Source organism: Nostoc sp. TCL240-02 (assembly GCF_013343235.1).
GTDB lineage: Bacteria > Cyanobacteriota > Cyanobacteriia > Cyanobacteriales > Nostocaceae > Nostoc.
Genome location: NZ_CP040094.1, coordinates 7799943 through 7825618, shown reverse-complemented (window position 1 = coordinate 7825618; position 25676 = coordinate 7799943). Strand labels below are relative to the sequence as shown.

25 protein-coding genes are annotated in these 25676 nt (G+C 42.4%); 13 read left to right on the top strand and 12 right to left on the bottom strand.

What is annotated here, in order from left to right; genetic code table 11:
• Positions 1–82: 82 nt before the first annotated feature.
• Positions 83–916 (bottom strand): sulfurtransferase, encoded by an 834-nt coding sequence (locus FBB35_RS33545; protein WP_174713432.1) that lies wholly within the window; start codon positions 914–916, stop codon positions 83–85.
• 46 nt (positions 917–962) lie between these two features.
• Positions 963–1382, bottom strand: coding sequence for a DUF6220 domain-containing protein (locus FBB35_RS33540; protein ID WP_174713431.1), 420 nt, complete (start codon positions 1380–1382; stop codon positions 963–965).
• Between the two features lie 113 nt (positions 1383–1495).
• Here FBB35_RS33540 and FBB35_RS33535 point away from each other — a divergent pair, with 113 nt between their 5' ends.
• Entirely contained in the window at positions 1496–2161 is a 666-nt protein-coding gene (locus FBB35_RS33535; protein WP_174713430.1) for a LuxR C-terminal-related transcriptional regulator, read from the top strand.
• Here FBB35_RS33535 and FBB35_RS33530 read toward each other — a convergent pair.
• The 7 genes from FBB35_RS33530 to FBB35_RS33500 form a co-directional block, all read right to left on the bottom strand.
• A complete protein-coding gene (locus tag FBB35_RS33530; RefSeq protein ID WP_174713429.1) occupies positions 2125–2403 on the bottom strand; it encodes a hypothetical protein in 279 nt (92 codons plus the stop codon). The two genes, FBB35_RS33535 and FBB35_RS33530, sit on opposite strands and share 37 nt — an antisense overlap.
• Before the next feature lie 257 nt (positions 2404–2660).
• Positions 2661–2843, bottom strand: coding sequence for a hypothetical protein (locus FBB35_RS33525; RefSeq protein ID WP_174707972.1), 183 nt, complete (start codon positions 2841–2843; stop codon positions 2661–2663).
• Positions 2844–2957: 114 nt separating this feature from the next.
• Positions 2958–3563: a Uma2 family endonuclease gene (locus tag FBB35_RS33520; RefSeq protein WP_174713428.1), complete on the bottom strand. Its 606-nt coding sequence runs from the start codon at positions 3561–3563 to the stop codon at positions 2958–2960.
• Complete coding sequence (locus FBB35_RS33515; protein WP_254625769.1) at positions 3560–3865, bottom strand: hypothetical protein; 306 nt, start codon at positions 3863–3865, stop codon at positions 3560–3562. The genes FBB35_RS33520 and FBB35_RS33515 overlap by 4 nt, the downstream gene beginning before the upstream one ends.
• A 238-nt stretch (positions 3866–4103) precedes the next feature.
• Positions 4104–5816, bottom strand: coding sequence for a bifunctional diguanylate cyclase/phosphodiesterase (locus FBB35_RS33510; protein WP_174713427.1), 1713 nt, complete (start codon positions 5814–5816; stop codon positions 4104–4106).
• Between the two features lie 536 nt (positions 5817–6352).
• Positions 6353–7054, bottom strand: a complete 702-nt coding sequence (locus FBB35_RS33505) for a phosphorylase (RefSeq protein ID WP_174713426.1) — start codon at positions 7052–7054, stop codon at positions 6353–6355.
• Positions 7047–7901, bottom strand: a complete 855-nt coding sequence (locus tag FBB35_RS33500) for a ferritin-like domain-containing protein (RefSeq protein ID WP_174713425.1) — start codon at positions 7899–7901, stop codon at positions 7047–7049. Before FBB35_RS33500 ends, FBB35_RS33505 begins: the two co-directional genes overlap by 8 nt.
• A 280-nt stretch (positions 7902–8181) precedes the next feature.
• On the opposite strand from FBB35_RS33500, the gene FBB35_RS33495 reads away from it, so the two are divergent.
• From FBB35_RS33495 to hpnH, 3 genes are all read left to right on the top strand, one after another.
• A complete protein-coding gene (locus tag FBB35_RS33495) occupies positions 8182–10875 on the top strand; it encodes an efflux RND transporter permease subunit (RefSeq protein WP_174713424.1) in 2694 nt (897 codons plus the stop codon).
• Positions 10875–11858, top strand: coding sequence for a hopanoid-associated sugar epimerase (gene hpnA / locus FBB35_RS33490; RefSeq protein WP_174713423.1), 984 nt, complete (start codon positions 10875–10877; stop codon positions 11856–11858). The genes FBB35_RS33495 and hpnA overlap by 1 nt, the downstream gene beginning before the upstream one ends.
• Positions 11859–11974: 116 nt before the next feature.
• On the top strand, positions 11975–12994 hold the full coding sequence (gene hpnH, locus FBB35_RS33485; protein WP_174713422.1) for an adenosyl-hopene transferase HpnH: 1020 nt from the start codon (positions 11975–11977) through the stop codon (positions 12992–12994).
• A 496-nt stretch (positions 12995–13490) separates the two neighbouring features.
• On the opposite strand, the gene FBB35_RS33480 is transcribed toward hpnH, so the two are convergent.
• Positions 13491–14147, bottom strand: a complete 657-nt coding sequence (locus tag FBB35_RS33480; protein WP_163931604.1) for a class I SAM-dependent methyltransferase family protein — start codon at positions 14145–14147, stop codon at positions 13491–13493.
• A 688-nt stretch (positions 14148–14835) separates the two neighbouring features.
• Between FBB35_RS33480 and FBB35_RS33475 the strand changes: the two genes are divergently transcribed.
• The 7 genes from FBB35_RS33475 to FBB35_RS33445 all read left to right on the top strand — a co-directional run bounded on the left by FBB35_RS33475 (position 14836) and on the right by FBB35_RS33445 (position 19986).
• Entirely contained in the window at positions 14836–15357 is a 522-nt protein-coding gene (locus tag FBB35_RS33475) for a phycocyanin subunit beta (RefSeq protein WP_012411561.1), read from the top strand.
• A gap of 89 nt (positions 15358–15446) precedes the next feature.
• Positions 15447–15938, top strand: a complete 492-nt coding sequence (gene cpcA / locus FBB35_RS33470; RefSeq protein ID WP_012411562.1) for a phycocyanin subunit alpha — start codon at positions 15447–15449, stop codon at positions 15936–15938.
• 164 nt (positions 15939–16102) lie between these two features.
• Positions 16103–16915, top strand: coding sequence for a phycobilisome linker polypeptide (locus tag FBB35_RS33465; protein WP_174713421.1), 813 nt, complete (start codon positions 16103–16105; stop codon positions 16913–16915).
• Positions 16916–17046: 131 nt separating this feature from the next.
• Positions 17047–17916: a phycobilisome linker polypeptide gene (locus FBB35_RS33460; RefSeq protein ID WP_174713420.1), complete on the top strand. Its 870-nt coding sequence runs from the start codon at positions 17047–17049 to the stop codon at positions 17914–17916.
• A gap of 75 nt (positions 17917–17991) precedes the next feature.
• Positions 17992–18249 carry a phycobilisome linker polypeptide gene (locus FBB35_RS33455; RefSeq protein WP_174713419.1) on the top strand — a complete coding sequence of 86 codons (258 nt, stop codon included), beginning with the start codon at positions 17992–17994 and terminating at the stop codon, positions 18247–18249.
• Positions 18249–19091, top strand: coding sequence for a HEAT repeat domain-containing protein (locus FBB35_RS33450; protein WP_174713418.1), 843 nt, complete (start codon positions 18249–18251; stop codon positions 19089–19091). The genes FBB35_RS33455 and FBB35_RS33450 overlap by 1 nt, the downstream gene beginning before the upstream one ends.
• Positions 19092–19260: 169 nt before the next feature.
• Positions 19261–19986 (top strand): HEAT repeat domain-containing protein, encoded by a 726-nt coding sequence (locus tag FBB35_RS33445; protein WP_174713417.1) that lies wholly within the window; start codon positions 19261–19263, stop codon positions 19984–19986.
• Positions 19987–20153: 167 nt separating this feature from the next.
• Here FBB35_RS33445 and FBB35_RS33440 read toward each other — a convergent pair whose 3' ends face one another.
• Positions 20154–20825, bottom strand: a complete 672-nt coding sequence (locus FBB35_RS33440; RefSeq protein WP_174713416.1) for a hypothetical protein — start codon at positions 20823–20825, stop codon at positions 20154–20156.
• A 293-nt stretch (positions 20826–21118) separates the two neighbouring features.
• On the opposite strand from FBB35_RS33440, the gene pruA reads away from it, so the two are divergent.
• Both pruA and FBB35_RS33430 read left to right on the top strand, forming a co-directional pair.
• Positions 21119–24088: an L-glutamate gamma-semialdehyde dehydrogenase gene (pruA, locus tag FBB35_RS33435; RefSeq protein WP_174713415.1), complete on the top strand. Its 2970-nt coding sequence runs from the start codon at positions 21119–21121 to the stop codon at positions 24086–24088.
• A gap of 393 nt (positions 24089–24481) precedes the next feature.
• On the top strand, positions 24482–24628 hold the full coding sequence (locus FBB35_RS33430; RefSeq protein ID WP_174713862.1) for a ribbon-helix-helix protein, CopG family: 147 nt from the start codon (positions 24482–24484) through the stop codon (positions 24626–24628).
• Positions 24629–25071: 443 nt separating this feature from the next.
• On the opposite strand, the gene FBB35_RS33425 is transcribed toward FBB35_RS33430, so the two are convergent.
• Positions 25072–25251, bottom strand: coding sequence for a CopG family transcriptional regulator (locus FBB35_RS33425; RefSeq protein ID WP_174713414.1), 180 nt, complete (start codon positions 25249–25251; stop codon positions 25072–25074).
• Positions 25252–25676: the final 425 nt, after the last annotated feature.

The window sequence follows — 25676 nt, the reverse complement described above, 5'->3', positions numbered from 1 at the left end:
TAAGAGATTTTAATCTTGGTAATGGTAGTGGTGTCCGTCTGTAAAGGTGTGGTTATTGGTAATATTTGGGAATAATAGCTCACTATTTCTCTATAGCTACATCAGGTAGACGACTCCACTCATTCCAAGAGCCATCGTAATTTCGAACGTTCGGATAACCTAATAAATACTTCAAGACAAACCAGATATATCCAGAACGCGCACCGATAGTACAGTAGGGAAAAACTTCTTTATCAGCCGTAATTCCCTTACTGTGATAAAGATTTTTCAATTCCTTGAATGATTTAAAAGTGCCATCCTCATTGAGAGTTAAGATATGCTCAAGATGCACTGCACCTGGAATATGACCAGTAAGTTGACCTGCTTTTGGTGGCTGATCGAAAAACCACTCACCACAGTATTCTTGAATTGTTCGGACATCCAACAACACGCAATCGCTTCTACCAATCGATGCCTGAACTTCATTATGTAATACTCGCAGATGAGGATCAGTAGCTCTGGCACGGTAATCAGTAGCAGGAAACGTGGATAACTCAGTTGCTAGTGAACGATCTTCTGACTTCCATTTCTGGTAACCACCATTGAGAACTTTTACATTTTCATGCCCAAAGACTTGCAAAAGCCAGAAAATCCAGGCTCCAGTTCCAGGATAACTGCCATAAGCAATCACTGTTGTATCATTAGTGATGCCTGAACGTGCCATCAGTTTTTCAAAAGCGATCGCATCCAAATTAAGTTTAAAATCGGGAAATAGTAAGTCTGTAAAGATGTTCCAGAAAACAGCACCAGGGATGTGAGCATTTTTGTACGGTTCTGGACTGATATTCACTTCAATAATGCGGACATTTGGATCTTTGAGATGATTTTCTAGCCACTGGGTATCAATAAGAACGGATGGATGAGCATATTGAGACATTTATATTTCTCCTGTAATAGCGCTAAAAGAATTGAAAGTTACCTATTTAGTCTTGGTTATGGTTGGGAAATACAACCTGCGATGTCCGATGAACTAGGGTTGTGGAAATAGAAAATAAAGAAAAGCCGATGAGTGGATGAAAGACAGCTAAAGGAAAAGAAGTCTTCAAGTTAATTGTGAGAAATTGCAGTCCCAGCAACACTGGGATACTTGCTGTCAGGTTCTGAACTCTTGAAGGAAAAGGCATCAAAAACACCCATATCAACAAAATTACTGAGAGTCCGCTATATCCTCGCACGAGCCAAATATGTAGGTTCCACCAATCAGAGTTGTAAAAGTAAGCCAGTCCAACACTAAATATTTGGGTTGCTAAACAGAGATTGAACAACACTACTGCGATAAAAAAACCGATTTGAATCCAGCGCCCGGATATCTGTGTATCATCAATGCCAGAATTTAGAGTCATGCTTAAGTAATCCAAAAAAAGCAAAAAAGTGGAAAAACTTGATGTGACAAAGGCTAGGATAGGTCTGGTTGCCATACTGCGCCTAGACCTCGAAAGTGTACAATTTGCCAATCATGATTGCTTTACAAGCTCTATTTCATGAAATTGCTCAAGCTAAAGATGAAGAGGCGTTGCGATCGCACATACGCGCAGAAATGAGTGAATATTTTTCTGCTACACGATGTGGGCTGTTTTTCTTTGCTCAAATTTCTCTACTTGACAGCAAGTTCCAAAAAGCACTGCAAATTGCATTATCACCTCAGCACAATCCAGTTGCCGGCTACTTGCTAGAACACCATGCCCCTGTTCATGAAGGTTTAGTAGTAGAACCTAAGACATGGAGGTTGATTTGTCCTCGTGCCGATCACTGGCATGTTATGGCAGGGCCAATTGTCAGCAATGGGCAGTTAGTAGGTGTGGTAGGTTTTACCCGTCAGCAAGGAATGCCTACATTCAACTCACAAAATCTCACAGATTTGAGTGCGCTTTGTCTGCACATTTCTACTTGGGTAGCAATGGCGCGATCCCAACATCCACTACTATTACAGACAGAGCGTTTAACGCCTCGTGAAAAGCAAATTGCTAACTTGGTGGCTCAAGGACAAACCAATGCAGAAATTAGTACTGAACTTTGGATTACTGAAAACTCTGTCAAGCAAGCTTTAAAAAGGATGTTTCGCAAACTTGAGGTTTCATCTCGGACTCAGATGGTTGCAAAGCTTTCCACAATTTCAAAATAGTCATCTTCAAGACCTTCCCAAAGTTGAGCAACGGGAATCGTTTGCTCAGTCATGGCTTCGTGCCAAGCTTGCCGGAAATCTGCTAAAACTTCTGCCTGAGATGTCTCATCTGGGGTTTCTTCATCTGGGATTAAAACAATGACTTCTACACGGCTGTTTTTATCTGTTGTGAGAGGATGATCTAAGGTTAGGGATCTGCGGGTTAATAGTGTACCAACCAGGCGGGTTTCGACTGCGCTCAACCCTCAGATGTCGAGTAGTTGAGCGCAGTCGAAACTCGGTTTACTGCTACTTTATTTTCACGCAAGTCCCTTAGTTGTCCCTCCTCATTGATCGTTGCCATGACTTTAAGTGCTTTCATTGCTACTCCAGTATGTTAAGTGACTGTGGTTACGTTAATGCCTAAGGTTTCTAGTTGTTGGTTTATCCAAGTTGTTGCGATCGCTTCATCAGTCTCAATCGCTCCTTCAACTCCTGGTTTAGCAATTTTCAGCAGTAGTCATTTACTATGGAAAATATCGATATATGTTTCACCTTCCGCGATCGCTCGTTCCATTGCTATGTCTTCAATAATTTCTGCCAAAAATTCAGAGACTTCTTCACGGTTATCACGAATCAATTCGACGATCGCGCTTTTCAATATTTCCTTGAGTTGTTCTGGGTTTAGGGTAATCTCGGACATTATGCCTCCATTAAATTAAGTTGAATTTGAGAAATTAATGCCAACAGCTTCAAGTTGTTGCGATCGCTTCATCGGTTTCTATCGCCTGTTCTACTCCTGTTTTAGGCATTCAACTCAAACGTTTGAAAAATCAATATTTTCGTAAAGTTCTGCAATTTGAATTTGCAACTCAAAGGTACTCAAAGAAAGGGTGACAGTTGGGTCGTCGTATTCTGAAAATAGCCACTGATGAGCGGCTGTTTTGACATGATGCTCAATGTGTATGCGATATTGATCGATCAGTAAATATTCTTGGAAGGTAGGAATTTTACGATAGGCAACAAATTTCTCGCCGCGTTCGCATAGCGTCTCCGCAGGAGAATCGTAGTTTTGGGTGGACTTAGACAATACCTCAGCAATAAAGCAGGGGTTCACCACAGTATCTTTGCGTCCAGTTTGAAGTTCTAAGGGTTTGGGCAGAACCATCACATCAGGGTAAGTATAGAGATTTGCACCGGGAATCCAGAGTCGTTGATCCAGGATAAATACACGGTATGGCTTTCCCCGCAATGTGGCTTTCAAGATAGCCACAAGGTTGCTGGTAATATCATTATGGTCTGGGGTTCCACCTGTCATAGGGATAATTTCTCCATCACGGTATTCGTTGCGGATATCGGAGGCGATTTCAAGTTCCAGGTACTCTTCAACGGTGTAGTGTTTTGTCTCAGGTTGAGCAATCATGTCAGTTTTACCCCCAAGGCTTCAAGTTGCTGGTTTATCCAAGTTGTAGCTGTCGCTTCATCAGTCTCTATCGCTCGTTCTACTCCTGTTTTAGCAATTTCTAGCAGTTGTTTCGATTGCTCCCGTGCTTTACGAGATGCCCTGACCTTTTCTGTGATTTTCTGGCGAGTAGATTCTTTCGGTATCGCGATCGGAATGTTTAACAAATCTTCAGTAGAAATTGCCGGATACATACTGGCAGTCGTATGAAGATCAAGGATTTCGCAGACAATGGGCGATCGCGGTGTATTCCTAATGAACACATCACCCTTTTTCTATTTTATCTGTGCGATCGCAGTTACCCAGAGGATTAGCCTCGCCTTTTACTACTGCGAATTTGCCCAGAAATTCTAATGCGGCAAAACTCGGACAATTTGTATGGAAGCGGGGCTTCCATACAAAAAGAATCTCAATCTAGGTATGTAGCGCTAGATTGAGATTCGGGTGGCTGTCGAGAGCAGTGCAAAAGTGTGATTGGTTGTAATGGGCTTAGACATCCACCTATGTTGTAGTAATCTCCATCTGCTGAGAACTTTTCTCCAACATCGGGGCAATTATATCAGCAGGAACAGGACGACTAAAGTAGAAACCCTGACCTTCATCACATCCACGCATTTTTAGATATTCAAGCTGTTCTTGGGTTTCCACACCCTCTGCTGTGATTTTCAAGCGGAGGCTCTTTGCTAGGGCAATAATCGCATTGGTGACGGCGGCGCTATCAGGATTAGACATGACATCCTGCACAAATGACTTATCAATTTTGAGCATATTTACAGGAAAGCGTTTCAAATAATTCAGGGAGGAATAACCAGTACCGAAATCGTCTAGAGCCAAGCAGATACCCAGTTCTCGTAATTGTTTTAAGGTTTTAACTGAACGATCAATATCAGCCATCAAGAAGCTTTCTGTTACTTCTAGTTCTAAGGAAGATGCTTGGAGTCCAGTTTCTTCAAGAATTTGGTTGACTATCTCAACCAGATAGGGTTGTTCAAACTGTCGAGCTGACAGATTCACAGATATCCGAATTGGGGCAAATCCAGCAAGCTGCCAAGCACGGGTTTGGGCGCAAGCAGTATGCAAAACCCATTCACCAATTGGTACGATCGCACCATTGGCTTCTGCAATGGGAATAAACTTTACTGGAGAAACCAAACCTAATGTAGGATGCTGCCAGCGAAGCAACGCTTCCATCGCTATAACTTGTCCGCTATGTAAATCAATCAGAGGTTGATAATAAACCAGCATTTCACCACGCTCAAGCGCTCCATGTAATTCCTTTTCTAAAGTCAGTCGCTCTTGCAACTGAACATTCATTTCTGGCGAATAAAATTGGTATTGGCTACGCCCTTGCTGTTTAGCCTGGTAAAGCGCTATATGAGCCTGTTGCAAAAGTTGATCTACGCTATTATGATCGGTTAGGTTATTAAGTGTGATACCGATACTGACGGTAATATGAATCAAGTTACGTTCTACAGAAAAGGGTTTGCTCAGGGTACTCAACAGCATCTGAGATAGCTTAATTACACTTTCCAAAGAATGAATATCCATTCGGGCAAGAGCAAATTCATCTCCTTTTAAATAGGCGAGAGTATCTGTTTGCGGCGTGCTGGTTAATAACCTCTTGGCAACTGCTCTTAACAATAAATTTGTTGTCTGATGATCCAATCCATGACTCATACCAGTGAAATCATCAATACTGAGTACAAAGACAGCTACAAGGCGCTGGTTGTTTTCAGGTTGGGATAGAATTTGATGGAGGCGATCGCGGAATAAATCACGATTGGGCAATCCAGTCAGGTCATCATAATTAGTGATTTGGTGAATTAACTCATCTAATTTGTGAAGAGTTTGTGAGGTATCTGCCATCAAAGTACCCGCTTCATCAGCAAATTCTGTGGGCAATTTAGGTAATGTTTTGGTGTTCAGATAATTTTGTAATGCACCAGATGTCAAAATGACCGGTTTGAGGAGATGGTTTAATGCATAGAGGGTAGCAGCTGTACCCGCTAATGTAGCCAGTAGAGCAATGCTCATAACTCGTGCCGCCATCTCAAAGGAATAAGAGTTTGAGATGACGAAACTCAAAAGTAATGTTAGAAGTGGTACATGAGTACCCAAAAAAGCCACCAACATGATTTTAGCGGTGTAACTTTTTTTGAGCCATCTAAAATTAGCTAGAAACGAGTACAAGTGTAAGTTTTGATTGAAATTCATAAATTCTGTTAGATAGTTGGTAAATTAGTTCCGAGCTATTCTCGCAAAAGAGTATTTTTGATTGAAAGCAAAAAGAATTAGCTCTCCTGGAACCCAACCCTGATAAGGTTCTATATTATGCTTCCCAATATTCTTTTATATTTAATATGTATGAAGATAAAGTTTCTGTGAAACTTATTGCCCAAGCAATTCAATCATCAGAATAAAATTGTATTGATTCTTACACTGATAGTAATTATTCTTGTGATTAATGTGATATCAACACAAATATAATCACAGATATTTTTATAGTTATATTTCACAAATTTCAGCTTAAGGACTTCCAAGAAATAAATTATCCAAATAAACGAACCACAGAGACACAGAGAACACAGAGAGAGAGAAGAGATAGAGAAAATTATTTGCGTTATTTTTGGGATATTGTTTTATTTGGAAGTCCCTTATATGAAGATGTATTCATAAAATATTAAATCCCCAATTTATTAAATAAATTGGGGATTTAAATACTCGTAACTGTGCTATTTTTATCCAAAAAATTATTTCAGTCTATTATCAGAAAAGAGCATATTTGTAACTTGCTCTAACATCTTTAATGCTGTTAATGAACCTCGAATTAGCCGAGTAGCTGCAAGCGGTTGTCTAAGCATTGCCATCGCTAAAGGGAAAGGGTTTAGGGAGCCATCAGAGTTAATTGCTGGTGTGAGATCGGGGATATCGTGCTGACAATCGTCACTGACTACTCGCAGCATTGCCACAGATACCTTGGCGGCATTGAAAAACTCTAAGGCAGTAAATCCTTCCATATCAACAACATCAGCCGCCAAAATCTCACCCAAACGAAGTTTTTCGGCAGCAGACCAAATTATGCGATCGCTAGTTAATGACTTGACCAATGATACTTTTTCTGATATGCAAGAGTGCAATTGTGCTGTGAATGTGCGATCGCACTCTAGAAGATTCCCTTGATAAATACAATCTTGATACAGCACAATATCACCAACTCTGTAGCGATCGCTCAAGCTGCCACAGATACCCATAATCAGCACTCTGGATTTGGGAACCATCAATTGTCCATTTTCTGGGGATGCTTGCAGATATTTGAGTAAAGGCTTCATCCCAACAGGTATGGCTGCTACCTTTGGGATGGAACCAGTAACGCCGCTCAATCCGCGACAAACAGCTTTATATTCTGCTCCTTGAGGCACCAGAATTGTGTTGATGGGCAAAAAATTAGGCACTAGCCCTCTCGACAGTTTCAAGTTTGCGTTTGGGTATCAATTCAAGTGTGCGGAGCGCAATGTTGGCAAGCTTGGGTAGTAGTTGCGGTTGGAGTAGTCGGGGATCATACTTACTCATCCGGCGCTGATTTTCTACTAGACAAATGCTGAGAAATTTTTCTAGCGTGAGGTTTTTGGTAAAGATGTCAGCACCTGTGACAGCGAAGCCAGTCTTACTAGGATCATCATTGCCAAAAACGGCAATCAAATTGCTGAGAGCCTTGCCGTATTGCCAGAGGGTTTTGGTGCTCCGTAATGGGATGAATCCCTGGCCACGATGAATTTGTGTATAGGTAAACCAGTTGACAAAAAAAACAATATGACGTGTTTCTTCATCTATGATGGGATCAAAGATAGTGAAAATAGATTCTGGAAAAACATTAGCTTCACGGGCGATCGCAAATAGCCCATAAGCAAAGAAGGTATCCAGGCACTCTTCAAAGCCAAAACGCATAAAAACTTGCTCGATATTTTGGGGAACTTGAATTGGTTGACGTTCTGGTATTTCGATGCCGTAACGGTCAATTAATGTTTGAAGTAGATGGGCGTGGCGTAATTCTTCTTTACCTTGGAGAGCGATCGCACTTTGTAAAATAGGATCGCTCACCGTTGCTGCGTAACCACTAACTATTGCTCCAGCTTGTCGTTCTGTATCTAAAGCTTTCTCCCAAAAGGGAATACTGCGTAAGAAACTCAAGGCTGTATCGTCCAAATCTGGCCAAGGGAGAGACTCAGGTTCGTATTCCCTGTAGCTTTCGGTAAAGCTCCGGCAGAATAATTCCTTATGCTCGACAGAACCAAGTTTCATCTTTGAAGTTTCCTTTTGTATTAAAGATTGGGTCATATCTGAGTGACAATAAGTAATATTGCTGGTTAGAAGGCATTGGGCATGGGGCATTGGGCATGGGGTATGGAGAATAGACAAGGGAGACAAGGAAGAGGGGGGAGACTTAGTTCAATAATTCCCCCTTGTCCCCCTGCTCCCTCCTGCCTCCTGCCTCCTGCCTTCTCTGATAACCAAAGCTTGCAAACCGAAAGTGCTGTAGCATGACTAAATAATTGTGTCACCCACACGATAATTTTCCAAGATGGTAAAGCTTCGTAACTCCAAATCCGCACGAGAAGTATTCAATATTTCCAAATTAGCGATTCAATTTTCGTGGCTGACGGTGAGTTTTTGGATTGCCGTAACGGTAGCTGGGATTCTGGCTTTCAGTTCTCTTAAGTACGCTTTGTTTCCAGATATTACCTTTCCAGTGGTGGTTGTGAATGCTACAGCCCCCCTGACGACTGCCTTGGATACAGAGACGAAGCTCACCAAACCCCTGGAAGAACGCCTCCGTTCCCTAGAAGGACTGGAGAATATCCGCTCATCCACCTATCCCAGTCAAACAGCCGTTAGCCTTTCTTTTGCCGTTGGTACGAATTTAGAAACATCAACCAAAAAGGTGGAAACTGCCCTCAAGCAGCTGACTTTGCCTCAAGGAGCGACTTCTAAAATTATTCCTCTGAACCTGAACGAGTCAGCCGCCATTAGCTATGCGATTGAGAGCCCCACCCGGAATCTTACAGATTTGACAAAGTTGGCGAAAGACGAGATTGTAAGTGCGATCGCTAAACTACCAGGAGTCCTAAAAGTCTCACTGTTGGGCGGTGCGACTGCAACTGCTCCCCTAAATCCAGCGAATGTGGGTGCAGCAACCATCCCCCAAGCAGGGGCAACATTAGTTAGATTTAACGGCCAAGATGCACTGGCATTTCAGGTAATCAAACGCGGTAACGCTAACACCTTAGAAGTGGTGAGTCGAGTTGAAAAAGAAGTCCAAAGGCTACGTTCTATCCTCAAGGATGTCAAACTCACCTTAGCTGCTACCCAAGCAAAATATATCCGCCAAGCCACCCAGTCAACTATTGATGCTTTGCTGGAAGCCGTCTTGTTGTCCATCGTGGTAATTTTTCCTTTTTTGTGGAATTGGCGAGCCACCCTAATTTCTGCCTTGGCGATTCCTACGTCTTTGTTGGCGACGTTTATCGTCATGGCAATTTTCGGCTTCAACTTAGAAACAATTACGCTGTTAGCTTTAGCTTTGGTGATTGGGAGTATTGTTGATGATGCGATCGTGGATGTAGAAAACATCATGCGACACATTGAAGATGGAGAAACTCCTCGTCAAGCGGCGCTTCTAGCCACCAATGAGATCGGATTAACAGTTACCGCCGCCACCTTGACAGCAGTAGCGGTTTTTCTGCCCATAGGTTTGATGGGTGGTGTAATTGGGCAGTTTTTCAAGCCCTTTGGCATCACTGTTTCAGCCGCGATGCTTGCTTCTATGCTAGTTGCTCGGACTTTATCTCCAGTCCTGGCTATTTACTGGCTAAAACCTAGACCCTCGCTCTCCCCGCCTCGGGAATCAAAAATCTGGGTAGCGTTTGCCCAATCTTACAGAAATTTGCTGAGTTGGTCTTTGAATCACCGGAAGATAGTTGTCGGGTTAGCTGTCCTCAGTTTCATTGCAGGTATAGCGCTAATTCCACTAATTCCCAAAGGGTTTATTCCCAAACTCGATCGCGGCGAATTCAATATTGCTTATACTGCCCCCTTACCAAATATACCCGATTTTGCTAGAGGCGCACAAGGAAGCAATATCCCCAATCCCCAGTCCCCAATCCCCAGTCCCCAATCCCCAATCCCCAATCCCTTAAACGATTCTCTTCAAGTTGCTAAAAAACTAGAAGATGTAGTCAGAAAATCACCAGCAGTTGAAACGGTATTTACTACTGTAGGTTCTCGTGAGGGTGAGCCGAATAAAGGCACACTATATATAAAGTTAAAGGAAGACCGCACAATCACAACTGGAGAACTACAAGACCAATTCCGCTCCACTTTACCTGTCCTTTCTGGGGTAACTACCAGTGTGGAAGATATTCAGTTTGTTGATTCTGGCGGTCAAAAACCTCTCCAAATAGCTTTGCGCGGTGACGATCTCCAAGCCTTAAGTAAAGCAGTCAAGGCAATTAAAGAGAGAATTCAGAGATTACCGGGATTTGCCGATGTCACAGTTAAAGGTGAAACAAATCCCCAAGGTGAGGTTTTTCAGATCGAGCGTTTGAATAATCAGCGAGTAGCTTATGTCAGTGCTAATCTTGGCAAGAATCTATCTTTGGGTGATGCTACTGATAAAGTGGTAGCTGAAGCAAAGGCGGTGTTACCTTCTAATGTTTCGTTAAATTTAGGAGGAGACTCAGCTAGCCAAGGTGAGGTTTTTAGCAGTTTTGGCAGTACTTTGGCTTTATCTGCCTTGTGTATTGTTGTAGTACTAATTTTGCTGTTCAAAAGCTGGGTAGATCCTCTAGTGATTGGTGTCTCTTTGCCTTTAGCACTGGTGGGGGCAATGTTGGCACTACTGATCACTAAGAGCGATTTTGGTATGATTTCACTGATTGGTTTCGTCTTTTTGCTGGGGCTGGCCAATAAAAATGCCATCTTGCTTGTGGATTATATCAACCAGTTACGCAATGCTGGCACAGAACGCACAGAAGCAATCCTCAACACTGGATTAGTGCGCCTCAGACCAATTATGATGACCACTGCCTCCACTATTTTGGGAATGTTACCGATCGCATTGGGTTTTGGTGCAGGTTCGGAATTGCGATCGCCTATGGCTGTAGCGATCGCTGGTGGACTCGTAACTTCAACTATCCTCAGCTTGATTGTCGTGCCGGTAGTCTACACTATTTTAGATGATTGGTTTCCCCGCTTTCAGACAAGAGAGAGAAGTTGATGCAAGTTTTTGTCACGGGGGGTACAGGTTTTATTGGTGCCCACTTGGTACAGTTGTTACTAAAAGAGGGTTACACAGTCAAAGCGCTGGTACGCTCAAGTAGCAATTTGGAGAATCTACGCAGTTTGGAGGTAGAAATTGTCAAAGGCGATTTGAACGATCCAAATCTCTGGCAACAAATGATAGGTTGTCAATATCTATTTCATGTCGCAGCCCATTATTCTCTGTGGCAAACAGACCGAGACTTACTCCACCATAATAATGTTCTGGGTACGCGAAATGTCTTGGTAGCAGCTAATAAAGCCGGTATTGAACGTACCGTTTACACCAGTTCAGTGGCAGCAATTGGGGTAGGATCATCTGGTCAAGTCGTCGATGAAACACATCAGAGTCCCCTAGAAAAGTTGGTAGGTAACTACAAAAAGTCTAAGTTTCTGGCTGAACAAGAAGCGATGCAAGCAGTTGCCACAGGTCAAGAGATCGTTATAGTCAACCCAAGCAGCCCCATTGGATCGTTGGATATCAAACCTACCCCCACAGGTGATATAATTTTACGGTTTTTACGAAGGCAAATGCCCTTTTACTTGGATACTGGTCTTAATTTTATCGATGTGCGAGATGTGGCCTGGGGGCATTTACTGGCCTTGCAACGGGGTAAGTCAGGCGATCGCTATATCTTAGGTCATCAAAATCTAAGTCTCAAAGAACTACTCGAACAACTTGCCGATATCACAGGTTTGATCGCACCTCAACGCACAGTACCCGCTTGGTTGCCCTTTACTGCTGCCTGGGTTGATGAAAATATTCTCGCACCCTTGGGAAAATCGCCCTCAGTGCCATTGGATGGCGTTCGGATGGCAAAACAACCAATGTATTACAATGCTGCAAAGGCTGTACGAGAGTTGGGTCTACCTCAATCTTCGCTGAAAGCAGCACTCAAAGATGCTGTGGATTGGTTTGTTGCTCAGGGCTATGTCAAATGAAAAATATAGCGATTTATGTGTGGATGCAATAGACAGTAAGGGCGCAAGACCTTGCGCCCCTAAGAAGGTTTTATGTTTTCCTGTGGTGTTTTTATCAAAGAGGAGCGATCGCAACAATGGCAGTTAATATACAACAAGCTATGGATATCGGGAAGTATTTGGTTACTCAGCGTTTGAAAGGACGTAAACGCTTCCCCTTAGTATTGATGTTGGAACCTCTTTTTCGTTGTAATCTAGCCTGTACTGGTTGTGGTAAAATCCAACATCCCAAGGAAATATTAAAGCAAAATCTCACCCCAGAACAGTGCTTTACCGCAGTGGAAGAGTGCGGCGCACCAGTTGTCTCAATTCCTGGAGGAGAACCTCTGCTACACCCCCAGATTGATGAAATTGTTCAAGGATTAATTGAGCGCAAGAAATATATTTACTTGTGTACCAATGGTTTGTTGTTAGAAAAGAGCCTGGATAAGTTTCAACCTTCACCTTACCTGACTTTTAGCGTGCATTTAGATGGAATGCGCGAGTTACACGATCATTGTGTAGACCGCCAAGGTGTTTTTGATATTGCCGTCAAAGCCATCCGCGCCGCTAAAGCTAAAGGTTTTCGTGTCACTACTAACACAACTATCTTTGAGGGTACTAAACCCCAAGATATGCAAGAGTTCTTCGACTTTCTGGAAACCCTAAATACTGACGGGATGATGATTTCTCCCGGCTACAGTTACGAGTGGGCACCAGATCAAGATCATTTTCTCCACCGCGAACAAACCCGCACCCTCTTCCGGCAAATTCTGGCTCCCTACAAAAGTGGTGAAAAAAACTGGAACTTCAATCACAATCCCTTGTTCCTAGATTTTCTCATTGGTGAGAAAGACTACGAATGCACGCCTTGGGGTAGCCCTAGTTATAGTGTTCTCGGTTGGCAAAAACCTTGTTATCTGCTGAACGAAGGTTATTACTCTACCTTCAAGGAATTACTGGCACAAACTGATTGGAGTCAATACGGCCAGAAGAGTGGTAATCCCAAGTGTGCTGATTGTATGGTTCACTGCGGCTACGAACCCACTGCCGCAATGGATGCAATGCAACCGCAAAATATGGCGCGTGCCCTTGGCAGTGTGTTTGGTAGGAATTAATAATCAGTGGACAAGGGGAAAAGGAACCCCATATTTAAAAACCTTGTTTTCACGCCTATCTTTTTTATCTCTCGCTTCCTTGTCAACCCGCCTTGGAATTTATTCCAAGGCTAATAGCTCAAGTCCTTTTAATGACATAGATGCTGAGATAGGGCTTACACAAACAATACAAAACCCTGATCTCCTGGTAGGGGCTATTCATGAATTGCCCCTACTGTATTTACTATTGCGGAAATCATACTAGAGTTTGTATGTTAGGGAAAATTTCAATCCACTCAAGTGGACTTTAACTGTTACAGAATGTGAATAATAACAAATATTTAAAAACAGCCTAGCGCTGAATTTTATCAATCTTTTCAATCACTATCCACTTAATTTAGAGATTTCCAGAAAATAAATTATCCAATTTAATCAGATAATATATATTTTCTTTCTCTCCCTGCCCCCTGCTCCCCTGCCTACACAGCGATAGGATATTTTTTTAGTTGGAAGTCCTTTACCTGGCTTTACTTGGAACACCAGTAAACGCGAAAAACTGTTGTTCTTTGGGTGCAGCTAAACTTTCACCAAGGTAACGATGAATACCTACTCCCATGTCTCCGGTTGCGGTGAGTTTGAAGTTCACTTCTTCAAATCCATATTCACGGAAAAATTTACGCACAGTCTCAGAATGGGGAATACCGTTAGAGTGTCCACGAGTCCAAATTACAAAAGCACCTTGTTTGCTCAGAAAACTCAGGTTCGCTAGCAAGCGATTTAGTTCAGCTTCATCTGCAAGATTGCCGAATACACCACAGACAATCACAATGTCTGCTGGCACTGCTTCTACATAGTTAGAGGAGAGAGTTGCATCACCATTGATAAACTCAATTTGTTTTGTCAAACCCAAGGATTCTATTGTTTGTTGTCCACGTTCAACTAGGTGTGGATTTAGCTCTACGAGTCGGGCATAAACATCTTTTGCTCGTGGGTGATTTGATAGCGTTCCTAGCAAATCTCGTCCATCGCCCGCGCAAACACTAACTACACGGATTAACCCTGGTTGGGACAAATTCAAGCTATGGGAAATGTATTCTTGCACAATTTGCAAGCGTTGTTGCAATTTTGGTTCGTTCTTGTAGAGGTCGTGCCACTCAAACCAGTCTTTTACCATAGGAGGTGATTTCCGTTACCATTAACCACAAGTTTGCAAAATTACAGGCAATAGTGTGTAACTCAAAACTACGATAATCCTATCGAAAAGCCGTAGTTTTTGTTGAACACAGAGTATCATGAAAAATTCTCTAAAATCAAGTCTTTTTTCTTTATACAAAGTTGAGAGCAGAGACGCGAAGAAATTGCATTTATTACCTTGTATCGATACAGTGCAGCCGTAAATATGCTGTATGCCCTTGGCAGGAGATGCCAAGTAGCAAATACTACAAAAGTTAAAAATGCAATACTTGGGGCGGACTACGCCTACGCATTCTTTAAGGGATTTCCCTGAAAAAATTTCCAGCATTTATTTAGAGTGCCGAGAAGCTAACCTGAATGTAAAGTTATGTAAACGAAATTAACAAACATGACAATAATTTGTAATAAATAATGATGCGGCAGCATTGTATAAAGAGAACTTGGAAGTAAAAAACAACATCTTAATCAGGTTTTCCAGTCGTTCATAGAAGTTTGAAGTTTTTTAACAAAAGTTTTAATCTGAAAGCCTGGAGATCGTAAACTTATTTCGTGGATGTCTGTTTTAGACCTTTCGTAACTCGTCAGGCAGTGCTGACATCAAAAAAAGCTGGACCATTCAGTTTTGAGTCCAATTATTCTTAACCAAGCAAAGTAGGAGATTTAACGCAATGGTTTTAGATGCATTTGCAAAAGTAGTTTCCCAAGCTGATACACGTGGGGAATACCTCTCCGATGCACAATTGGATGCATTGAGTGAACTAGTCAAAGATGGTAACAAGCGTGCAGATGCTGTTAACCGTATTACCAGCAATGCTTCCGCTCTTGTTGCTGCTGCGGCTCGTGATTTGTGGGCAGAACAACCCCAATTGATCACTCCCGGTGGTAATGCTTACACCAGCCGTCGCGCTGCTGCTTGCATCAGAGACTTGGACATCATTCTTCGCTACATCACATACGCAATCTTCGCTGGCGATTCCAGTGTGTTAGATGATCGTGCCCTCAACGGCTTGCGTGAAACCTACTTGGCATTGGGAACCCCAGGAGCTTCAGTTGCTGTTGGTATTCAAAAGCTGAAAGCAGCTTCCCTAGCAATTGTCAACGATACAAACAACATCACCAGAGGCGATTGCAGCGCTTTATCAGCTGAAATTGCTAGCTATTTTGATCGTGCTGCTTCAGCAGTAGCTTAAGGCAAATATTGCTGCTATTGACTGAGGTAATTGTCCATTAGGACAAAACAAAATTTCAACCAAAAGTTTGTAAAAGGGAAATACCAAAAATGACAAAAACACCTCTAACTGAAGCAATTGCATCGGCTGACTCTCAAGGTCGTTACCTCAGCAGCACCGAAATTCAAGTTGCTTTTGGCCGCTTCCGTCAAGCACCAGCTAGCTTACAAGCAGCAAAAGCATTGAGCGCTAATGCTCAACGCTTGACCGAAGGTGCTGCTCAAGCAGTATATAACAAGTTCCCTTACACCACTCAACAACAAGGTCCCAACTTCGCGTCTGATGCACGCGGTAAAGGCAAGTGTGTTCGTGATGTTGGCTACTACTTGCGGATTATCACATACGCTTTAGTTGTTGGTGGTACAGGCCCCTTGGACGATTTCTTGATTTCTGGCTTGGCTGAAATCAACCGCACTTTTGACCTATCTCCTAGCTGGTACATTGAAGCTCTCAAGTACATCAAAGCTAACCACGGTCTAAGCGGCGACCCTGCTGTTGAAGCAAATTCCTACATCGACTATGTAATCAATACTCTAAGCTAGAGTGTTTCTTTAGCCCGGAGAGGAAATCAGCTCTTATGACAAGTGATGTTCTATGAGTTGCTTACCTCTCCGGGCAGTTTTATTTTCAAAAGACTGTTAAAAAACTAGAAAAAAATTTTCTAAAAAGTTTTCAGTTTTGCAGTTAAAACTGAGGAGGTTTAAGGATGGCAGCTTTGGGACAAGCAGCAAGACTAGGGATTGGAGCATTTGAAGACTCAGCACCTGTAGAACTACGCCCCGATAGAACTGAAGCAGATGTGGCAGTGGTTATCCGGGCAGCTTACCGTCAGGTTTTGGGTAATGCATACCTCTTAGAAGGAGAGCGTCTGGAGAGTGCAGAATCACTTTTGCAGCAAGGTTTAATCTCGGTTCGGGGATTTGTGCAAGCCATTGCTCAATCAGAACTTTATCGGGATAAGTTTTTTCACTCCAACTCGCAAACTAGGTTTATCGAGTTAAATTATAAGCATTTATTGGGGCGTGCCCCAGAAGATGAGTCAGAGATTTCGTATCATGTTGAGCTTTATAACTCACAAGGTTACGAAGCTGAAATTAACTCTTACATTGACTCATTAGAATATCAAGAGAGTTTTGGCGAAAATGTTGTGCCCTACTACCGAGGCTTTAAAAGTCAAGTAGGACAAAAGAACGTTGGATATAGCCGACTGTTCCAACTGTATCGGGGTTATGCGAATAGCGATCGCGCCCAAGGACAAAAACAAGGGCGGCTAACCTGGGAAGTCGCTAAAAATTTAGCTTCACCCATTTATCCAGTCTCCGCTGGAGCCTTAACCGGTCTCTCTACAGGTGGTCGTGGGGAAACATACCGCATCAGAGTGCTACAAGCAGCTTCCCCAAATTCAACTGTAGTAAGACGTGGGACTGCGGAATTGCTCGTACCCTACGAGCAACTGTCTAGTAAATTGCAGCAGTTGAATCGCAAAGGCAGTAGAGTTATTAGCATTACTGCCGTATAAATATGACTGGGGAGTGGGGACTGGGGGCTGGGGAGTGGGGACTGAGGAGTGGGAAAGAGTTTTTCCAATACCTAGTAGCCTATCCCTAATCCCCAGTCCCCAATTAGTAATTACAAAAGGAAAATTCACCAATGGCTATTACAACAGCAGCGTCCCGTCTAGGAACGGAACCTTTTAGCGACCAATCTCCTGTAGAATTGCGTCCCAATGCAAGTAAAGAAGATATAGAGAGAGTAATTGCTGCGGTATATCGTCAGGTGTTGGGCAACAACTATATATTGGCATCTGACCGCCTCGAAAGTGCTGAATCTATCCTGCGCGATGGAAAAAATACAGTACAAGAATTTGTGCGTCAAGTTGCTAAATCAGAACTGTACAAAACCAAGTTTTTCTACGACAATTTCCAAACTCGCGTTATCGAACTGAACTATAAACATTTGTTGGGTCGTGCCCCTTATGATGAGTCTGAAGTGGTTTATCACTTGGACTTGTACCAAAACAAAGGATATGAAGCCGATATCGATTCTTATATTGATTCGGCAGAGTATCAATCTAGCTTTGGTGAAAATATAGTTCCTTACTATCGTGGCTTTAACACCCAAACAGGACAGAAAACTGTGGGATTCAGCCGCATATTCCAACTTTATCGCGGTTATGCCAGTAGCGATACTTCCCAACTCAAAGGCAAGTCTTCCCGTCTTGCTGTTGAACTAGGTCGCAACAGTGCATCTGTTGTTGTTCCTCCATCTGGTGCTTCTTCTGGTTTTTCATACGTTCCTTCCGAAAAAGGTGTTACCCCCAACAGTACTTTTGGTGGTGCAGGAACTTTTGGTAAAGAAGGCAGACTCTACCGCATTGAAGTAGCAGGCGTTTTTGGTGCTGGATATCCTAGCACCCGCCGTGTCAATCAAGCGGTGGTAATACCTTATGAAGAACTATCTAGTTACTTCCAGAGAGTGGTAAAACAAGGTGGTAAAATAGCTAGTGTGAAACCGCTTTAGTGTCATTTGTCAATAGTCATTAGTCATTGATTAATGACTGTTGAAAATTGAAAATTGAAAATTTGGAAGTGATTTATGCTTGGACAAATTAGTGGCAGAACTAGTAGTCGTAACTTCCGGTATGAAGTTGTAGGTTTGCGCCAAAGCGAAGAAACCGACAAAACCAACTATCCAATTCGTTCTAGTGGTAGTGTGTTGATCACAGTACCTGAAAACCGGATGAATCAGGAAATGCAGCGAATTACTCGCTTAGGTGGCAAAATAGTCAGCATTCAACCATTGAACGCTGAGGCGAAAACAAACAGCGAACAAAGCGATCATCCTTCTTCCTAATGAATTCCAGTCCACAGAAATTTGAAGATTTATCAGCGACAGGTTATGTTGACGGTGGATCTTTAACAGTAGAACAAGCGATCGCTAATCTTGAAAGTGCCGATTTAGGCTTGCGCTTTTATGCTGCTTGGTGGTTGGGTAGGTTTCGCATAAGTGAACCAGCTGCGGTTACAGGACTGATTAAAGCTTTAAAGGATGAAGCCGACAGGACACCAGAAGGCGGGTATCCTTTGCGACGTAACGCAGCTAGAGCCTTGGGAAAACTAGGCGATCGCCAAGCAGTATCACCTTTAATTGCGTGTTTAGACTGCTCAGATTTTTATGTGCGGGAAGCAGCAGCACAATCCTTAGAAATGTTAGGCGATGCGGTTTGTATTCCTCCCCTGAGCAAGCTATTAGCAGCAGGTTTACATGGAGAACAGCTTGTCTCACAGCAACCTGATTTATCTCAACCCTACGAGGCGATTTTAGAAGCCTTGGGAACCTTGAGGGCGACTGAAGTTATCCCTTTGGTAAAGCCATTTTTAGAGCATCCAATTGAATTGGTGCAATATGCCGCCGCACGAGCAATGTATCAATTAACCCAACAACCAGCTTATGGAGAACGGTTAGTAAAGGCTTTGGCGGGTGAGAGATTGCAATTGCGTCGAGCAGTGTTAGCAGATTTGGGAGCTATTGGATATTTACCCGCAGCAGATGCGATCGCACAGACTCTTGCTGAAAATAGCCTCAAGCTCATTTCTCTCAAAGGATTACTAGAACATCAAGTCAATCACACTACACCAAGCACTTTATCAGAAGGTGCAATGAAAGTCATTAATTTGATGGACTCGCTATTGTAGTCATAAATTATAGAGAATAAGTTCTTATTAATACGTTACAAAAAAATGTTTTTTATATGTAAACCCCCAGCCCAGTTATAAAATCAGGGTTAGGGGTTTATGTATGATGTCAACTACGGATAACTTAAGCTACAATTGGCTGACGGCTAATTACTCATGAAAAATTGTTATGAATAACAGCGATCTTGCCCAAATATTGATCCGTGCTGTACAAGAAGCAGATTCGTCAGAGCGCTTAGTAGACGCAGTTCAAGAGTTAGCAGCAGCTGGTATAGAGGAATCTGTTCCGACTCTAATTGCAGCTTTGGGCTACAACAATCCAGGGGCGGCGGTGGCGGCGGTAGATGGACTAATTACGATTGGAGAAGCCGCAGTATCGCCACTATTGGAACTCATTGATGACTATAACTATGGTGCTAGAGCCTGGGCACTTCGTGCCTTAGCGGGAATTGGTGATATTCGGGCACTGGATACCTTGTTAGAGGCAGCAAAAACCGATTTTTCTTTAAGTGTGAGGCGGGCAGCTACAAGAGGATTAGGCACTTTGCGCTGGCATCAAGTACCGCCGGAGAAAGTAGAATCTGTTCAGACTGAGGTATTAGAGGCGCTATTATTAATTTCTCAAGATCCAGAATGGGTAGTCCGTTATGCAGCAGTGACAAGTTTAGAAACATTAGCCATTGCAATAGCAGTTACTTTACCCGATCAAGCGTCGCAGATTACAAATCAACTTCAGCAAATGCTCGATACAGATACCGATCTCGGAGTTCGTACCCGTGTCAAGTTTGCACAGGAAAAAATTCAGCAGCAACAACATCAAGAAGTCTTTGCACCGAAAAGAAAGCTACAAGAAACTGAAGTTGAAGTACCTCATCGTGGTGGTGGCAGACGTTAGGCGATTCAAACTTTCTAGCAGTGAGAGAATTCGGCTTGGCGGTTACAAACTTCGTCTACACAAGGTTTGTAACCGCCTATGTAGGTTAAAAATAAAGGGCTTAACCCTTTGCTTATTGCCTCTTAGTTGAAGTCGCTGGGCTTGGTTTATGAAGCCACGAATTCCATTCACTGGGGCGTGCTGTAAAAATAATCAGATAATAAAAACTTAATTTCTGCCTGAATGTTGCCACGGGCGCAGGGTTCGGCGAACTCTAACATTAAAGGCGTATGATAAATGCGCGATCGCAATAAAAATCGTTCTAAAACTTGCTGACGACCTGTGATATAATCCAGTTCTGACAGCCAGCCATACTCCTGGCGAATGGCATGGGCGTATTCTTGATAATCCACTGAGTTAGCAGCCAAAATCGCTAAATCTGCATCAAGTAGAACTTGACTATCATAGTCATTCACCGCAGCTTGATGGTTTTTAGTATTCAAAATTAGATGTGTAACAGTATTTATAGTACTTTCTGGAATACCTAAATTACTCAGTAACTTAAAAGCATAGTCTGCACTTCGTTCTTCATTATCTTGAGCCTCAGTGTCATACACTACATCGTGAAACCAGGCAGCTAGTTGAACAGCAGCGAGGTTATTGATGTAGCCTTGCAAAATCTGAATGGTGTCGAGAACGTGATGAATGTGTTTCAGTGTGTGGTAGTAACGACCGGGGGTAGAGTAAGCTGTAACCAACAAATTAAAGGCTTTTTGAGCCGCTATCTGGTCAACACCAAAGGATTGGAGTGTATGTTGCCAGTTAGAAAATAAAATATCCATAAAGTTTTCTGTAGGCATAGAGTGAGTATACCCATTCTTAGTATTGGAAAAAACAAGTACACCCCGTCCAAACGACAGGCGGAGAATGCAATAAAAGAAAAAGTAAGGGAAAAAGCTGGAAAATCCTTCCCTTGAGCCAAATTATCCGTATTCCTCAAAATTCTAATTGTTACTTAGAATTTTCTTGCTGCCAGCTTTAAATTGCAAGTTGGGAAACCATTAAATATGGTGACAGCTAAATGAAAGCGTCAAAATAGAAGACACAGGCTTTCTACAAAAAGCTTTGTCTAGATTAATGGAGTTTATTATCAGTGGTATTACAAGTACAAACAAGCACCTACGAAGCTAAAACCCAAGAAATTGCTAAACAACTTCTAGCGGCAACCCAGGAAAATCGTTCGTTTTTTTCTTCTCTACGCGATCAAATGCGCTGGGATGATAAATTATTAGCTTGGGCGATGAGTAATCCTGGGCTACGGGTGCAACTATTTCGCTTTATAGATACGCTACCTGCTTTGCACAGTAAATCAGAAATTGCCTCACATTTACAAGAATATTTAGGAGATGAATCTGTAGAATTACCGACGACTTTGAAGGGAATGCTAAACTTTGCTAACCCTGATTCTATGCCAGGACAAGTTGCTGCTACAACCGTTGGTACAGCTGTTGAGACTCTTGCACATAAATATATTTCTGGGGAAAATATTAAACAAGTCATCAAAACAGTTGAACGACTGCGAAAAGAAAAAATGGCTTTTACCATTGATTTACTTGGTGAAGCGGTGATTACCGAAGCCGAAGCGCAGTCTTATCTAGAACGCTATCTAGAATTAATGCAACAATTGGTAGAAGCATCAAAGAATTGGGCAGCTATCCCGGCTATTGATGAGGCTGATGGCGAAGCGATACCCAAAGTTCAGGTTTCTGTAAAATTAACGGCGTTTTATTCCCAATTTGACCCTTTAGATGCTAAAGGTAGTGAGGAGAGAGTTAGCGATCGCATTCGTACTCTCTTACGTCGTGCTAAAGAGTTAGGTGCAGCTGTGCATTTTGATATGGAACAGTATGCTTATAAAGACATAACTCTCAGCATCCTGAAAAAACTCTTACTAGAAGAAGAATTTCGGCAACGCACAGATATTGGCATGACAATTCAAGCATATCTGCGTGATAGCGAGCAAGATGCCAAAAACGTCATTTCTTGGTTAAAAGAACGCGGTTATCCCTTGACAATCCGCTTGGTGAAAGGCGCATATTGGGATCAAGAAACTATCAAAGCAGCCCAGAAGCATTGGAAACAGCCAGTTTACAACGATAAAGCGGCAACTGATGCTAACTTTGAAACCATCACTCAGTTATTGCTAGAAAATCATCAATATGTGTATTCTGCCATTGGTAGCCATAATGTGCGATCGCACTCTCGCGCCATTGCCATAGCTGAAAGTTTAAATGTCCCCCGCCGCCGCTTTGAATTACAAGTCCTCTACGGTATGGGAGATAAAGTTGCAAAAGCTTTGGTTGACAAGGGTTATCGAGTTAGAGTTTACTGTCCCTACGGTGAATTATTACCTGGAATGGCGTATTTAATTCGCCGATTGTTAGAAAATACAGCTAATAGTTCATTTTTACGCCAAAACCTCGAAAATAGACCAATTGAAGAGTTATTAGCACCCCCAATTGTCAAAGAAGAAAAATCTTTAACTGCTAACTCTCATTTCCTCGGTGCAGCTGATACCGATTATGCGGTGGAAGAGATCAGAACGAAAGCGGCGCAAGCTTTCCAAAGCGTTCGTCAACAATTGGGTAAAACTTATTTGCCCTTGATTAATGGGGAATATGTTGATACGCCGGAATTTGTCGATTCTCTCAACCCTTCTAATTTCAGTGAAATAGTTGGTAAAGTTGGGTTGATTAGCGTTGAACAGGCTGAACAGGCTATGCAAGCAGCCAAAGCAGCATTTCCTGGGTGGAGGAAAACACCTGCGAAACAACGCGCTGATATTTTGCGGAAAGCGGGTGATTTGATGGAACTCCGCCGCGCCGAACTTTCAGCTTGGATAGTTTTGGAAGTTGGCAAACCAGTTAAGGAAGCCGATGGAGAGGTTTCGGAAGCGATAGACTTTTGTCGGTACTACGCTGATGAGATAGAACGGCTAGACAAAGGTGTTAATTATGACCTTGCTGGGGAAACTAATCGTTATATCTACCATCCACGGGGGATTGTTGTAGTAATTTCTCCCTGGAATTTCCCCCTAGCGATCGCTTGTGGAATGACTGTTGCAGCCTTAGTTTCAGGGAATTGTACTCTCCTAAAACCTGCTGAAACATCTTCTGTAATTACTGCCAAACTCACCGAAATTTTAATAGAGGCTGGTTTTCCCAAAGGTGTCTTTCAATACGTACCAGGCAAGGGTTCGCAAGTCGGCGCTTACTTGGTAAATCATCCTGATACTCATGTAATTGCTTTTACAGGTTCTCAAGAAGTTGGCTGTCGAATTTACGCAGAAGCGGCAATATTGAAACCTGGACAAAAGCACATGAAACGGGTAATTGCTGAAATGGGTGGCAAAAATGCCATCATTGTAGATGAAAGTGCTGATTTAGACCAAGCAGTTGTAGGGGTAGTGCAATCAGCATTTGGTTACAGTGGACAAAAATGTTCTGCGGCTTCCAGGGTGATTGTGCTGGAACCGATTTATGAAGCCTTTGTGCAACGATTGGTAGAAGCCACAAAGTCCTTGAACATTGGGGAAGCAGAGTTACCTAGTACTCAAGTTGGGCCTGTGATTGATGCCAATGCCCGCGATCGCATCCGCGAGTATATTGAGAAGGGTAAGGCAGAAGCACAATTAGTTTTGGAATTACCAGCACCCGAACAAGGATATTTTATCGGCCCTGTGATTTTTAGTGAAGTCTCGCCAAATACGGTAATTTCCCAGCAAGAGATTTTTGGCCCTGTGCTGGCGGTAATTCGGGTGAAAGATTTCCAGGAAGCCTTAGCAGTCGCCAACGGGACAAACTACGCCTTAACTGGCGGACTTTATTCTCGAACACCTTCGCACATTCAGCAGGCGCAGACAGAATTTGAAGTTGGGAATTTGTACATTAACCGCAATATTACCGGAGCGATCGTTGGGCGGCAACCCTTTGGTGGATTCAAACTTTCTGGAGTCGGTTCTAAAGCAGGTGGTCCTGATTACCTATTGCAATTCCTAGAACCACGCACGGTAACAGAAAATATTCAGCGCCAAGGTTTTGCACCAATTGAAGGTGCAGATTAAACTACAAGGGTAGTTAGGGTATATGCCCTAATAGGCTTGGGTTAAGCCTTAACTATCCTAGAACTTACGCAAACAATAGTCGAAAACAAAGATTTTCAAGTAGGGGCAATTCATAAATTGCCCCTACAACGTGTGCTTTTGCGTAAATCCTACATCTTTACAAAAGTATCCCAGCACATCCCAAATTTAGGTCAATACTTCTCGGTTAAGCATTTTTAATTCGGAATCGGATTTTGGGTAAAGGGTACTGGGTTTGGGTTAAAGGTTTTTTCTTTCCCCTTCCCCCTTCCCCTTTTCCCCTTAACCGAGAAGTATTGAAATTTAGGTTACTTTCCATCTGGAAAGGTAAAATCAGGGTTTGAAGCTATGATTACACGATTTATCTGTTTTAGTATGAACAAAAAATGGGCGGTCAAGCGAATTACTATAAACCTGTCATCAAATGAAGCCAAGAACCTCGAAAAATATTGTGAACAGACAGGCAGACCAGCGACGGATGTGATTAGAGAACTCATTCGAGCCTTGCCACAGACGAAATAAAAGTAGATTTGTGAACTATTTCACTTTGGTTGATTTTCAAGATATAAATATTAGAATTTGGGTAATTTTTGGTAAGGATTGAGAGGCAGGTAAAAATTGAGTAAAGGCGTGCTACGCTCACCGTAAACGATCGCAGCACGCCGAAAACAAGATGACGTGATAACTATATTTAGTTACAAAATGAGGGCTGAGAAACTGTTTATACGGTTCGGCGACTATTTTAGTCTGTCGTCAATTCCATCAAAGAATAATTTCTAACCCTTGTTTTTTAGTATTTTCGCAACAAACAACAGTAAAGAATGTAGCAAATATCCAGTTGGAAGTGTCTAATTTTATGATTACCGCTCTTGAATTACTCTTGTCAGAGTAAACTGAAAACCTTTGTCCAAATCTACAACACCTTCTACTATAGTCATAATTTTTCGGGACTGGGATTTGACAGGTCAAGGTAAGGCTTCAATCAGTTCACGAATCACGTCTATTGCTGGTTTGCCTGTTTGTTCACAATACTTTTCAAGGTTCTGAGCTTCATCTAATGTCAAGTTTAAGGTAATTCGCTTAAGCGCCTTTTTCTTGCTGGAGGTTGCCAAATGGGGTAATTTAAGTGCAGCAGTTTTATTCATTGATTGATAGGCTAGATATATACAAACTTTCCTTATCAAGCTTGCCAATTTTGAAATGTCTTTACCAGTGAAAATCAAGATTTTGAGATTGAACTTAAGCGTTAAGCCCTAAACACATTACTGAAAATAGAAGGTATTAAATTACTAGTATCATACGGAATAAATCAACTATTGCGGTTCCTACAAGAAGCTTTTGGCTGAAGACCTTGTATCAGCAACGATCCACAGTCCAGATTTTATGTTAAATAAGTTGTGTTAAATTACCGAAACAATTAGATTGCTAAAAATGGCTGACATTAGTAAGCATTTTGGACATACAACTATTTGAAATTTCTGCAAGATGAAATTGTTCCTTTGTGATAGCTATCACCTCATATCTATAGCAGCCTAGTAGATAATCCTTTTAGTTAAAGGCGATTACCCAA